The 13,361-nt window shown below is 64.7% G+C and carries 10 protein-coding genes; 1 reads left to right on the top strand and 9 read right to left on the bottom strand.

The genetic code is table 11. The annotated features are described in order from the left end of the window. Window positions 1-1,520 precede the first annotated feature (1,520 nt). The 9 genes from DAT37_RS35720 to DAT37_RS35680 form a co-directional block, all read right to left on the bottom strand. A complete protein-coding gene (locus DAT37_RS35720) occupies window positions 1,521-2,747 on the bottom strand; it encodes an acetyl-CoA C-acetyltransferase (RefSeq protein ID WP_109529363.1) in 1,227 nt (408 codons plus the stop codon). 70 nt (window positions 2,748-2,817) lie between these two features. After that, the gene (locus tag DAT37_RS35715; RefSeq protein WP_157978855.1) at window positions 2,818-3,519 is read right to left on the bottom strand and encodes an alpha/beta fold hydrolase; all 702 of its coding nucleotides are present in this window, start codon (window positions 3,517-3,519) and stop codon (window positions 2,818-2,820) included. Further along, window positions 3,516-3,980 (bottom strand): nuclear transport factor 2 family protein, encoded by a 465-nt coding sequence (locus DAT37_RS35710; RefSeq protein WP_232840210.1) that lies wholly within the window; start codon window positions 3,978-3,980, stop codon window positions 3,516-3,518. Before DAT37_RS35710 ends, DAT37_RS35715 begins: the two co-directional genes overlap by 4 nt. Before the next feature lie 22 nt (window positions 3,981-4,002). Beyond that, window positions 4,003-4,920 carry a VOC family protein gene (locus DAT37_RS35705; protein WP_109529360.1) on the bottom strand — a complete coding sequence of 306 codons (918 nt, stop codon included), beginning with the start codon at window positions 4,918-4,920 and terminating at the stop codon, window positions 4,003-4,005. 77 nt (window positions 4,921-4,997) lie between these two features. Then, a complete protein-coding gene (locus tag DAT37_RS35700) occupies window positions 4,998-5,753 on the bottom strand; it encodes an HpcH/HpaI aldolase family protein (protein WP_157978854.1) in 756 nt (251 codons plus the stop codon). Next, window positions 5,743-6,666 (bottom strand): cupin domain-containing protein, encoded by a 924-nt coding sequence (locus DAT37_RS35695; protein ID WP_109529358.1) that lies wholly within the window; start codon window positions 6,664-6,666, stop codon window positions 5,743-5,745. Before DAT37_RS35695 ends, DAT37_RS35700 begins: the two co-directional genes overlap by 11 nt. Then, window positions 6,653-7,498, bottom strand: a complete 846-nt coding sequence (locus tag DAT37_RS35690) for a bifunctional 5,10-methylenetetrahydrofolate dehydrogenase/5,10-methenyltetrahydrofolate cyclohydrolase (protein ID WP_109529357.1) — start codon at window positions 7,496-7,498, stop codon at window positions 6,653-6,655. The genes DAT37_RS35695 and DAT37_RS35690 overlap by 14 nt, the downstream gene beginning before the upstream one ends. Then, window positions 7,495-8,439: a formyltetrahydrofolate deformylase gene (gene purU, locus DAT37_RS35685; protein ID WP_109529356.1), complete on the bottom strand. Its 945-nt coding sequence runs from the start codon at window positions 8,437-8,439 to the stop codon at window positions 7,495-7,497. Before purU ends, DAT37_RS35690 begins: the two co-directional genes overlap by 4 nt. A gap of 183 nt (window positions 8,440-8,622) precedes the next feature. After that, on the bottom strand, window positions 8,623-11,469 hold the full coding sequence (locus tag DAT37_RS35680; RefSeq protein ID WP_198654597.1) for an ATP-binding protein: 2,847 nt from the start codon (window positions 11,467-11,469) through the stop codon (window positions 8,623-8,625). A 534-nt stretch (window positions 11,470-12,003) separates the two neighbouring features. Here DAT37_RS35680 and DAT37_RS35675 point away from each other — a divergent pair. Next, window positions 12,004-13,347: a glycine cleavage T C-terminal barrel domain-containing protein gene (locus DAT37_RS35675; protein ID WP_157978853.1), complete on the top strand. Its 1,344-nt coding sequence runs from the start codon at window positions 12,004-12,006 to the stop codon at window positions 13,345-13,347. Window positions 13,348-13,361: the final 14 nt, after the last annotated feature.

The raw sequence follows: 13,361 nt of genomic DNA, 5'->3' as shown, positions 1-13,361 counted from the left end.
CGATTTCGGTAACATTGAACGGGGGGACAGTGAACGTGAACTTCTGCTCAGCAGGGGTGAACGGTTCCTTTGCGGGGTCCAGCATGAAGGTGCATCGGGCGATGCGATTGGTATTGGAGAACCACTCGTCCCAGGTAGGCAGGTCGCAGTTGTCCCACCTGGGTGGCTCCGCCGATGCCGGTGGCGGACTGATAATCAGCGATGCCGCAGCCAGAGTGACGGCGCACGCGCCGATAATTGCTCGCCCGACGAATCGACTGCGCGGGCGAATCGCCGGAGGGGCTGTCACTTGGCTGACTCCTGTACATGCAAAAACCGTCCACTTGAGTAGCCCATGGAAGCAATGTCCTTCCGGCAGTTGGAGGAACAACGTATTTGTTGGCAAATCGTCCGTGTTTGCCAGATCCGAACCCATCGACATTTGGGAAAAACGCCGTGCCTGCGCTTATGCTATTTCGCGCATCTGACCCGAACGAGCAGAAACCGTTCCGGAGCCCATCGAACGTAGACCAGCCACCCTTGAAGCGAACCAGGACACGCCGTCGCTGCCCGCAGGACACGCCGCTCTATCCGAATCCGCATGTCCGCCGCTGTCGAATACGGTTCTGTCACTGGGAAAGGCGATTCGAAGCTTGACTTCGGCAGGTCGGATCCAGGTGGCACCGATGTCCTACAACACTCGTGCGACCCGCAGAAGACATGACCTAAGCACAGCTGGAGGACGTCGGGGCGACGCCCTCCCGGGACATCCTCACAGGCTCCGCCGCCAGCACATCGCCCCCGAGGCCCCGAACAACCCGGTCGGTAGCTGGTTTCACCCGATCAACCATCCCAGTGGTGATGAATACGTTGCACCGCAGTTCAGCCCGACACACCGATTAGTTCTGAACTGATTTGTAAGCAGGGTGTCGGCAACGCCTCCGCGTTCAGCACGGCACCCTGACCATCGAACCCGGCGCACCGTCACATCGCGCCGAGTCCCGCCCCCGCGGCCGACGATCCATCATCGAAATCGACGCCGGTTCGCTGGGAATCGAGGGCGGAATGCTCAAGTTCAATACCACCGCTGGTCTCGGGACCGCCTACAGCATATGGAAATCGGCCGTCGCCGGGCTGGCGGAACTGAGGATTCAAAGGTGTTTCCGGCCCGATTCGCCGACAGGGTGTTCAAAGGGAAGGTGCTGTAATGGCAACAATTGATGTCGTGGCTAGATCGAAACGAACCTCAACGCCACATCGCGCACTGCGCGGGCTTCTTCCTCACTCAAGAAGAAGTCAGTGCAGCCTGGAAGCGCGTGCAATACCCTTTTGTAGAAGTCCGGGCGGCTGATCCCGAATCGAACCAAGATCTCACCTGCGGGCGCTCCGCCGTAGGGGGCCCAAATCCGTGCGAGTTCGAGGATATCTCTGCGATCGACCGGACCCATCTGCGACCCTCTATCTCGCATCGGAGATCACGGATTGGTCGGTTCGCTCCGATCGACAGTGTTCCGGTCGGTGAGCACCGTTTCCGCGCAGTGTCATGACAGGCGCTCGATGACCATCGCCATACCTTGCCCGCCACCAACGCACATCGCCTCCAGGCCGATGGTCTTGCCGGTAGCCCGCAATCCGTTGAGCAAAGTCGTGGTGATACGGGCACCCGTCATCCCGAACGGGTGGCCAAGCGCGATGGCACCGCCGTGGACATTCAATTTCTCACCGAACGGATCGATGCCCAGCGTTCGCGCCGAGGGAATGACCTGCGCGGCGAATGCTTCGTTGATCTCGACGAGATCGACGTCTCCAATGGTCATTCCGGCACGGGCCAAAGCTTGCCGAGATGCTTCCACCGGGCCCATACCCATGATCTCGGGAGACAACGCGGTCACTGCTGTCGAAACGATTCGTGCCAGGGGAACGATCCCGAGTTCGCTCGCTCGAGTGTCCGACATGACGATCAGGGCGGCCGCGCCGTCGTTGAGCGGGCAGCAGTTGCCTGCGGTGACAAGTCCGTTCGCTCGAAAGACCGGTTCGAGCCGCTCCAGAGCCTCGTAGGTCACGCCAGGGCGCGGACCGTCATCCGCACTCACAACCGATCCGTCGGTCAATCGGACGGGGGTGATTTCGAGGTCGAAGAATCCGTCGGCGATTGCCTTCTCCGCAAGATTCTGCGAACGAACGGCGAACCGGTCCATCTCCTCGCGGCTCACACCATGCAATCGTGCGACGTTCTCGGCAGTCTGTCCCATGGCGATATAGACATCAGGCAGGAGACCGTTCGTGCGGGGGTCTATCCAGTCCTCGACCCCCTGTTCGGCGTGTGCGGCCGTGCGGGCTTGTGCCTGGTCGAATACCGGATTCCGGGTGTCGAGCAGAGAATCGGAGCTGCCTTTCCCGAATCGGGAGACCGTCTCGACGCCCGCCGACACGAACACTTCGCCTTCGCCGGCTCTGATCGCGTGCAGTGCCATGCGCGTGGATTGCACCGAGGACGCGCAGTACCGGGTGATGGTCGTCCCCGGCACCGTGTCCAAGCCCGCGAGGACAGCGACTATTCGGCCGAGATTGTTGCCCTGCTCACCCCCTGGGAGACCGCAGCCCAACACGAGATCATCGACGGTCGCCGGATCCAGTTCGGGCACCTGGCTCAATGCGGCTTGGACCATCTGGGTGGCGAGGTCGTCAGGGCGGACAGTGGCGAGCGACCCTTTGCGGGCGCGCCCGATGGGCGAGCGCGCGGCCGCCACGATGACTGCGTCGGGCATGGAACCTCCAAGTGAGCATCGGTGACAGCGTTCACTCCCGCGCTGCCGCTACGGCAGCGCAGGAGCGCGGCTAGTTGTCTGCGAGGACGAAATCGACGGCCAGTGCGGCGAATTCGGTTGATGACGGGGTCGCGGTGTGGTCGAGTCCTGCGACGACAACGGTCCGCGCAGCCGGGACCGCTCGCATAAGAGGCTCCGGGTCCTCTGCGATCCGATCGTCCGCACCTACCACGAGCAGAACTTTCGAGCGGATTCCGGCCAGCGCTGCGCGGCTGATCGGACGTGGCGGCCGGCGGATCACCGCCGCCAAGCCCGCGGGATCGTTCCCGGATGCGAGCGCGTCAGCCACCACCGACCGAATGGCCTGCGGCGCATCGGAAGCGGGGCCGTGCAGCAGTGCTTGCGCCACTTCCGCACCGGCCTCCGCGCGGAAGATATTCGCGCCCACTCCCCCGACGGCGAGCCGACGAAGTCGGCCGGGTTGCTGGGTGGCGAGTTCCAGGAGCAGCTTGCCGCCGAGCGAGAACCCGATTGCATCGAGCACTCCCCGTGCAGGAAGCTCTTCGGCGAGCCGATCGGCGAGGAACTCGTAGTCGGCAGGATCGTGGGAAACGGGCCGCTGACCGTGGCCTGGCAAATCGATCTCGAGCACGGTGCGCCCTGCCGCACGCAGCGCTTCCTCGATGCGCGAGCCACGCCACGTGGTGGCGTAGGACCCACCCCAGCCGTGCAGTAGCACGACGGGAGCGGGTACACCCACCTGCGAAGTCACCGACTCTCCCCGGCGCGCAGCATGACCGAGTCGTTGTCCGGCGCCACGAACACCGCAGTGAGTTCGCGGTGTTCGATCAGCCATCCGCTGTAGGTCAGGACGAATCGGTCCTCGACATCGCAGATCGCCGAGGGCGAGGACACCGTCAGCGGAGCGACGCCGTTGGCAGCGAACAGCGAGAGCGCGTACGAGGCGTGAGCCCTCTCGCTGTCGGTGCAGGTTGCGACCAGGTTCGACACCAGGTGCCTCGACAACCGCGGACCGTTGCTCTGCCGCTTCGCATACCCTTCCGCGATCTCATGTCGACCGCGCATCGTAAGCGCAGGCATCACGCAGACTCCGCCCTCGGCGAACAACAGTTCGCTTCCTACTCCGAGTTCTCGGTCGACGTTCCACCAGCTTCGGTGAACGGCCTCGACGATGGCGTCCCGTGTTCGCAGCACGTTGTTTTCCGGTTGCATCATGACCTCGAGGGCGTCGTGGTTACGAGCCGATCGTCATGAACGTCTCGGGCATGTTGTAGGCCCAGCCGTTCATGATCTCGGGGAACTTCTCGGGGCTGGTCTCGGCCATGTAGTACTCGTGATCCTCGAACTCGTTCATCCCGGCGCTGAACTCGTTGCGGTTGCCGGTCGGGTCGAAGGCGTAGGCGAAGCAGTTGGTGCCGAAACCGTAGGTGTCGCGCGGGATCCCACCCATGTGACGTCCGGGACCGAACTCCCAGCGGTTGCCGGTCTCGACCAGGCGGTCGCTGAGCCGGAAGTAGTGGTTGCCGTCCTCGACGGCGAACGCGATGTGATGGAGGCGGTCGCTCGGGCGCTGCGCCTGCATGTAGGCGATATCGTGATCGAGTTTGGTCGCTCGGAGCCAGGATGCCGCCCACTTACCGGCCATCGTCAGCACCAGAGACTGCTTGAACCCGAGAACCATCTTCATGAAGTCCGACACCTCGCGCGGGTCGGCCTCACCGAGCAGGTTGATGTGATCGATGTCGGTCGGCCGGAAGCCGCCGTCGGACTTCGTATTCGTTTGGCCCGCAGTACGATCACCGTAGCCGACGACGAACTCCATCCGGTGTCCACTGGGAAGGTCGAACCCGAGGATTTCGCCGTGCCCGGGGCGGTCCGGCTCCTTGTACCGTTCGAATTCGACACTGTTGGCTTTCAAACGCGAGACGATCTCGTCGATATCGTCGCCGTGATCGACACCGAAGGCGAAACTGACCACGCTCTGGCCGCCGTTGATGAGGGTGAGGTCGGCCTCCTCACCAGAGCAGGCGAGCAACGCCCGTTCGGAGTTGCGGTCCAGGACCGTGAGTCCGAGGACGTCCTCGTACCATTCCAGGGCCTGTCCGAGATCAGCGACCCGCACCGCAGCGTGATCGATCCGATTGATTGCCATAGCTCCTCCTCGAGCGTTCTTCTGAGATTCATCGGCGGACAGTTCGCCCGCGGATGAGGGATTCGGGGGTTGTCGGGTCAGGGGGTTGTGAGGGCGGTCATCAGCTCGGCGGCGGCGGTCCGCAGCAGTGATGCGTCATTAGCCACGAGCACGAAGTCGTAGCGCCGCGCACGCTCACGCGCCGCGGCGCTGTCGGCACCCACGGCGGTGCCGAGTGGAATTCCGAGCCGCTCGGCGGTCATTTCCACTGCGGATACGAGTTCGCGGAATTCGGCCGAGTCCGGCGCCAGGCCGGTGGCGACTGCCAAGTCGACCGGGCCGACGAACAGTGCCCCGAGCCCCGGTGTGGATGCGATCGCGGCGACGTCCTCGATCGCGGCCCTGCTTTCGAGCTGCGGGGCAACGAAGGCTTCGGTTCCGCTCGCCCGGTAGGTTTCGGCATCGGCACCCCAGGCTCCGGCGCGGACCGTCGGCCCGAAACCACGGGACCCCTCAGGCGGAAATCGGGCGGCGCTCATCACCGCAGCCGCCTCGGCGGCGCTGTCGACGTGCGGCACCAGCACCCCCGCGGCTCCCGAGTCGAGCACCCGGGAGATGTTCGAGGGCTGCCGGTCGGGGACCCGCACGAGTGCCTGCATGCGGTGCCCACGCGCCGCGCCGATCAGCTCGTGTACGGTTTCCAGCCCCAGCGGGGCATGCTCCATGTCGATGACAACGAAGTCGAAGCCAGCGAGGGCGAGCAGTTCGACACCGACCGTCGTCGGCATCTTGACCCAGGTGCCGAATAAGGTCCGTTCCGACCGGCGCAATAGATCCGCGAAGTTATCGGTCACCGACGACCTCCTCCGACGGTGCCGGATAATCTGCGGCATTAATCACCCAGCCCGGTTGCGCCGAGAAATCGGCGCGCGGCGGGCAAAAGATGTCGACGAGTTGATTGCCGGCTTGGCTCACCGACTGACTGGTGTGCACCGTCGGGGGCGGGATTATGGCCACGGATGGGCTCGACACCCGCACGTGCTCGTCCTCGCGCCACGTATTCGAATCAGATGTCCATGGTGAGCGGATGTGGTGGATGTACTCGCCCCGCACCGCCAGCGAGCACTGCTCGAAATCGTCGTGCGTATGCGGGGACAGTCCGGCGGCATCACGCGGTGCCAGGTCCGGGTCGAAGACATTCACCATGAAGGTGCTGCACCGGAAGATCCGGGCGAAGCGTCCATTCTCATAGGGATAGTCAGCGATCCGGTACGTACGCAGCCGATATCCGCCGACCGGTGCGGGCCACGGGACGAAACCAGTGACATTGGGGTGTGGTTCCGTGTACTCATCGTGATTCGCGCATTTCGCGAGCACGTCTGGGGAGGCGGCGGAGAACATACGCACGACGTGGGTTTCTCGCGTGCACTCGATCGCACTGACACCCGGGGGCACCACGACGAGCGTCGCAGCGCTTACCTCGGTCCAATCGGTATCCGAAGTGATTCGAGCCTCGACCGGTTCCCGGGGGAACAAGGCGATGTACTCATCGGGCTGGTCGTGGCGGGTCAGGACATCACCGGCCTGCGCGATCGTGTAAGCGAGCGCGAAGTTCTGTCCACGAACCCACCAGGTGCGGCTTCCGTGTTCGGCGACTTCGGGGGCGATGCGAGTGAAGTCGAAGTACTGGGGAGCCGCACAGGGCCGCCCTGCCACAGCGGGCGCAGCCGCCAGGCGGGAACGCGGGTCGTCCTCAACGAATGCCACGACGGAACTCCGCGGCCGTGAGCGTGTTCTGCAAGAGTGACGCGATTGTCATCGGGCCCACCCCGCCCGGCACGGGCGTGAGGTGGCCTGCGATCTGTCGCGCGGACTCGAAGTCGACATCACCGCAGAGACCGTCCTCGGTGCGATGGATTCCGACATCGATGACCGCCGCGCCGGGCTTGATATGCTCAGCGCCCACGAGGCCCGGCACTCCGGCCGCGACCACGAGAATGTCGGCCGTCCTCGTCGCCGACGCCAGGTCGGCGGTGTAGCGGTGACAGATGGTGACCGTCGCATCCCGAGCGAGCAGCAGCTGGGCCTGGGGCCGCCCGACCAGATCGGATCTGCCGACCACGACAGCGTGCGCGCCCTTGATCCCAACTCCCGCCCAGTCGAGCAGGCGGATCACTCCCGACGGGGTACAGGGGCGCAGACCGGGCCGATTCAGCGCCAGACGACCAGCGCTCACCTCGGTCAGCCCGTCGACGTCCTTGTCCGGATGGATGCGAGCGATCACCGCCGCGGCGTCGAGGTGGGCGGGCAGCGGCAACTGGACCAGGATCCCGTCGACCTCGTCGTCGGCGCCGAGCTCATCGACGACTCGTTCCAGTTCTTCCTGGGTGACGTCGCTGGGCAGATGACGGTGCAGATCGCGGAATCCGGCAGCGACCGAGAGCTTGCGTTTACTCGCGACGTAGATGCCCGAGGCCGGGTCTTCGCCGACCAGGACCGTCGCCAGACCGGGTGCGATCGCCGACGCGGCAGTCCGGCCGGTCACCTCCCGGCGCACGATGCCGGCGAGTTCCTTCCCGTCGATCAGTGTCGCGGTCATCGGGCGAACACCACCGTCGAGTTGCCATACCGCAGGACCCGGTCCTCGCAGTGCCACTGGACCGCTCTGGTCAGCACCGCCCGCTCGACATCGGCGCCGCGACGAGTCAGGGCCGCGACGTCGAGTGCATGGGAGACCCGCACGACGTCTTGCTCGATGATGGGGCCCTCGTCCAAGTCCTGGGTCGCGTAGTGCGCGGTCGCGCCGATGAGCTTCACGCCACGCCCCTTCGCCTGCTCGTAGGGCCCCGCGCCAGCGAAAGCGGGAAGGAACGAATGGTGGATGTTGATCACCGGGCAACCGATGCGGTCGAGAAAATCGGCGGACAGGATCTGCATGTAGCGCGCCATCACCACGAGGTCGAAATTGCCCGACAGCAGCTGCAGTTGCTTCTCTTCCGCAGCGGCCTTGTCCTTCCGGTCGACCGGAATGTGAACGAAAGGCACGCCGAAGCTGCGCACATCCTGTGCCAGGTCGGGGTGATTGGAGACCACCAGACCGATATCGATCGGCAGTTCACCGCGGCGAGCGCGCCACAGCAGGTCGAGTACACAGTGGTCGGTCTTCGAGGCCATGATCGCGACTCGCTTCGGAATCGCCGCCTCGGTGAACTGCCACTGGACGTCTTCGAACTTGTCGGCCAGGCTCAGCTCGAAGTTCTTCTCGATATCCGCGAGGTGGACCGTCAGATCGACGCGGCGGAACGTCATGCGTAGGAAGAACCGGCCGCTTTCGGGATCCGTTGTCGCCTGGTCGGACTCGACGATGTTCGCGTCGTAATCGGCCAGGAACTGCGATACGGCGGCGATGATGCCCGGCCGGTCTCCGCACTGCAGGACGAGCCGACCGAGGTCCTTCGCGACCGCCGTGGTCGCGCCGCTGAACGTGCGGGGGGCGGGGGGCCGGCTCTCCGTTGAGCGGGCCTGGACCGTGGTTGGCATGGCTCCTCCTGCTTCCTTCGATGACACCTCCCAGTAGGTGCTTCTGGGTGGCTGACATCACAGTAGGAGCGCGGAGTGGCCTCTTTCGCCCTCATAGCAGGGGGGGAATTCGATCCCCTGGGGGCACATTTCAACGGGTTTGAAGGCCAGAGAATGCGATCGGGAACAGCGGATACGGACGCGTCAGGCGGAATCTTCTTCGGCCATCGCGTCACGAAGACCTTCGCGGGTGGCTACCCCGAGTTTGCGGTAGATATTTCGCCGGTGCCACTCGACAGTGCTCATCGTGAGGTACAGGCTCTCGGCGATGTTCCGCGTGGATGCACCCTTGGCCATGAGCGACGCGATCCGGTGCTCGCTCGGGGTGAGCGCGTTGACCCCCTGCAGGACGGCTCGGCGAGGGCGCGCGCCACTGGCGAGCAGCTCTTCGTGCGCACGACGTTCCAGAGCGACGGCGCCACATTGATGGGCCAGATCCAGTGCCCTGCGCAAAGTCTCGCGGGAGTGCACACGCTGACCGGAGCGTCGCTGTGCGGCACCTAGCTCGCACAGCGTGTGAGCGAGCTCGAGCAACGAAGCCCGAGGGTTTTCGAGGATGCGCACGGACTCGCTCAGCAACTCCATGTCAGGGCCGCCCTCGGCGGTCAACGCGCGGATGCGCAGGCAGGCACCCAAGGTTGAGGGCAGCCCGAACTCGCGCGACAACTCGACGTCGCGATCGATCAGTATGCGGGCTTGGCCGGTCTGACCGAGCGCGTTCGCGGCGAGCCCGGCGTGGGAGCGCCACGGCAACAACATGTAGCCAGGGTTGGCGAAAGTGTTGGCCTGCAACAGCGATCCGACGAGCAGGAAATCATCGAGTGCTCCCTGATACTCGGTGCGGGCGAGGCGTAGGCGGCCCCGCGCCATATAGAACCAGACGTTCAGCGTCCGGGTATCGCCGCTGCGCAACCGATCATGTGCGTCCTGAAGAACCTCGTCCGCCTCATCGAGTTCTCCGCGATCGACCAGGCAGTAGGCCAGAACACCTTGCGGAGCGGGCACTGTGGATTTCCAACCACGGCGCATGCCGATGATCGCGGCCTGGGCATCCACCATCGCGTCACCCACTCGGCCGAGCGAGTACATCGCCAGAGACCGGGCGAGTGAGACTTCCGCGAAAATAAGCGAATCACCACGTGAGCGGGCTTCGACCAGCAGGCGCTCCCCGAGGTCGGAGGCCTCCTGCCCGTAACCGCACCACGTCAGCGCCAGGATCGCGTGACTCATGGTCATCCCGTCGGATGTCGCGCGCCATAATTGCACTCCATCGCCGAGCGCCCGGAGTAGCAATTCCGCATGGCGTTGCGCACCCGGGGTACACATCGCACCGAAGACCCCGAAGTGCAGGGCGAGAAGCCGCTCCGATAACGACAACTCTGGGGCCTCGAGGAACGTCGCGGTAAGTTTCGCCGCTCGCGAGTGAGCTTCCGACGCACGATCCACCAGATAGGCCGCGGAGGCCATGAAGCCGGCCTCGTAGCGCAACGAGACTTCGGGATTGTCGGCGAAGGCGTCCGCGCCGCGACGGAACACCGTCCTCGCCTCCGCTGAACGTCCGTACCGGAACAGAGTCTGCCCCAGGGCATACATCGCCCGGTCTCGCTGGGCTGGTTCTTCGATCAATTCCAGCGCTGCTTCCAAATGCGCTAAGGCCGTGCTCTCGCCGGCAGCAGCTTCCATCAAACCGAGGTCCACCAGCAGTTTCGCGTTCTGCTCCCGATCCGCTCGTGGTATGAGCAGTGCGCGTTGGAGGTATCCCGCCGCTGTGGCGGGCGCTCCCTTCCGGCCAGCATCTCGGGCTGCCTCGTGCAGAGCCGAACGTGCCCACTCGGCAGTGGTCGGGGTACCACGCATCAGGTGCATCGCCACGTGATCGGTGGCACCACCCCCGGCCCGGATCAGTTCTGCGGCACGCAGGTGTGCCGCGGCTCGTTCGCTGGCTGGGTAACGGTTGTAGACCGCCGAGCGGATGATCGGGTGGTAGAAGGACAGATCCTGTCCGTCGGAGAAGATCTGCGCCGCGCGCAACTTATCTGCCGCCGCCGATGCCGCGGCGAAATCGAGCACCGCGAGTTCGGCCGCGTTGATCAACGAGGTGGAGGTCCCCAGTACCGATACCGCCCGCGCCAGCGTGACCGCGTCGCCGCCGAGCCCGCCCAGCCGCAACATCACGCTGCGCGCTACCGACTCCGGAGCGAGATCGGAAATACGACGAGTGAGATCCTGTCTGCTTTCGCCGACCTGCGCGGCAAGCGCCGAGACGACCTGCCCGAGCAGGAAGGGATTGCCGCGCGTCGCCGTCCAACTGTCTTCCGCGAGGTCACCGTCACCGGGAGCATCGGGCAACAGCGCCGTGAAAAGGCGTTTGGCGCCGTCCGCGGACAGCTCCTTCGGGCGCAAATTGTGATCGGCCTGCATCAGCAACCGCTCGATCAATTCGGTCTCGGCCGCCGGCTCACCGGTACGGATCGCACCGATGATGGTGATCGGCAACTCAGCCAACCGCTGCGCGAGGTAGAGCAGGAACCGTAGCGAGAGCTCGTCTGCCCACTGCAGATCATCGGCGATGAGAACGAGGTCGGTATCGTCGACAAGGTTCGCTACCAACCAGTACAAGCTGTGGATCAGATGGAACTCGTCGGTCAGGGGCGACTCGCCCCGAGCGGCGGCTGGTTCAAGCAGTGACTCCGCCAGGGCGGCGTGACCACGAAACAGCGCAACCCGCTCCGAATCGGTGGCTTGCAGTACCCGCGCCTCGAGCAGGCGACGAACTAAGCCGAAAGGATACTCACGCTCCAGCTCACCGCCACACGTCGCGAGGATCTCCACGTCCTTCTCAGCGGCGATCGCTTGGGCTGCGTCCAGCAGCCGCGACTTGCCGATCCCGCCGGGCCCCTCGATGATCAGGAGCCTTCCGTCTGCACTGCGGCCACGGTCTATGGCGGCCTCGATGACTTCGAGTTCGGCGTCACGCTCGAGCAGTGGCACTTGATGGATCAGCGGGCCACCAATCCGAGGCGACGACGTCGGGTCACTATTACGGGCGTGTCGGCCACGTTGCCGCGTTTCTCGCACTGCTAGCTACTCCGGTATCCGTCTGCCGAGCGTCGCAGCGCCTCAGCGAGCACGACAGTTGTGTCGATGGTGACGATCAGAAATGGCGCGATCCGAGATGTGATCGACGCTACTCCCTGAGCGTCAGGGCCGACGTATCTTCGCCCCGGCTCCGCCCGGCGACACCCCTGGGGTTTGAGAGCCACCCGGGGGGATCGAAGCGTCGGCCGTGACACCGGGCCATGCAGCCATGCAACGGCATGCCGGTCACCACCGGCTCGGAAGGGGGCACCGGCACCGGCACAAGCACCGATCTACCCGAAGTCGTAGCGAGGCAGAACCGCGGTTCCCCTCCCCCTGGGGCTTAAACCCCCCCGCCCGACAGGGGTGAGTATGAACTCGCGGCCTCCATAACCTGCGAAAGACCGCCCAATGTGGTCGCGGTCATATCGCCCCAGGAGGATCTCCATGAACGACCCCAGGCCATACCGCGCGTTCTCCGAGAACGCCCCGCAGATCGAGTTTCCCCCACAAATCAACCGACTCGAGTTCACCGGCTGGATGGACGAGCAGTTGTCGTGGAAAAACACCTGCTACATCGGCGACTGGACCTTCGTGCCGCAGATCCGGGTCAAAGGCCCCGATGCGCTGCAGCTGTTCAAGGACCTGTCGGTGAACAGCTTCGAGAATTTCCCCCTGCACCGCGCCAAGCACTGCGTGCAGGTCAACGAAGACGGCAAGGTCATCTCCGAGGGCATCCTGTTCCGCCACGACGAGGACGACTTCGAATACCAGTGCGGCACCCCGCAGTGGCTGCGCTACAACATCGCCACGAAGGGCTACGACGTCGAGACCAGTTTCCCGCTCTCGCACAAACTGCAGGTCTCCGGGCCGACCTCGCTCGCGCTGCTGGAGAAGCTCACCGCGACCGGACTTCGCGACGTGAAGTTCATGGCGCACAAGCGGGTTCCGCTCGCCGACCACGACACGACCTTCCTGCGTCAGGGCATGGCGGGCGAGATCGGGTTCGAGATCCACGGCCCCATCCAGCAGCACGACGAGATCTGGAACGCCGTCTACGAAGCCGGCAAAGAGTTCGGCATCCGCCGGCTCGGCCGTCGCAACCTCATGATCAACCACATGGAGGCGTCCTACCCCACCGGATGCATCCACTTCTTCAACGCCCTCGCCGACGACAGCAAGGCGGAGTTCCGGAAGTGGGTCGATGAAAACCCCCTCCCGGACGGTTGGCGCGGCACCGCGATGGAGGCATGGCCGTACAGCATCTCGACCTCCTACACCGGTAGCTGGGACGGCGACGACATCCGGGAGATCTACCGCAGCCCGGTCGAGATGGGCTGGGCCGCCAACATCAAGTTCGACCACGACTTCATCGGGCGAGCCGCGCTCGAGGAAGAAGTCGCCAATCCCCGCCGCAAGGTCGTGACGCTCGAGTTCAACAGCGACGATCTGATCGCCATGTACGCCACGCTCTTCGGCCAGGGCGATGTCATCCGCCCGTTCGAGATCCCCCATGCCCCCTACGCCATGGTCTGGGTCGACAAGATCCTGAACGCCGACGGCGAGACGGTCGGCCACGCAACCTTCCCGGGCTACAGCCTGCACTTCCGCAAGGCGCTGGCGCTCAGCTTCATCGACGTGGCCTATGCCGAGCCAGGCACCGAGGTGACAGTGCTCTGGGGCAATCCCGGCGAAGCCCAAACCAAGCTGCGCGCCACGGTCGCGACCGCTCCCTACAAACAGGATGACCGCCGACGCGACCTCTCGGCCGAACCTGCGCTCAGCGTCTGACCCGCTCCACCGAG

It is taken from the genome of Nocardia aurea, assembly GCF_003123685.1.
GTDB lineage: Bacteria > Actinomycetota > Actinomycetes > Mycobacteriales > Mycobacteriaceae > Nocardia > Nocardia aurea.
The sequence above is the reverse complement of the archived record's forward strand: the minus strand, read 5'-3'. Positions and strand labels throughout refer to the sequence as shown.

Excerpts from the sequence above, each read along its gene's own strand:
- DAT37_RS35675 (WP_157978853.1), top strand. The coding sequence starts at position 12,004 with ATGAACGACCCCAGGCCATACCGCGCGTTCTCCGAGAACGCCCCGCAG.
- DAT37_RS35690 (WP_109529357.1), bottom strand. The coding sequence starts at position 7,498 with ATGACCGCGACACTGATCGACGGGAAGGAACTCGCCGGCATCGTGCGC.
- DAT37_RS35720 (WP_109529363.1), bottom strand. The coding sequence starts at position 2,747 with ATGCCCGACGCAGTCATCGTGGCGGCCGCGCGCTCGCCCATCGGGCGC.
- purU (WP_109529356.1), bottom strand. The coding sequence starts at position 8,439 with ATGCCAACCACGGTCCAGGCCCGCTCAACGGAGAGCCGGCCCCCCGCC.
- DAT37_RS35710 (WP_232840210.1), bottom strand. The coding sequence starts at position 3,980 with ATGCAACCGGAAAACAACGTGCTGCGAACACGGGACGCCATCGTCGAG.
- DAT37_RS35705 (WP_109529360.1), bottom strand. The coding sequence starts at position 4,920 with ATGGCAATCAATCGGATCGATCACGCTGCGGTGCGGGTCGCTGATCTC.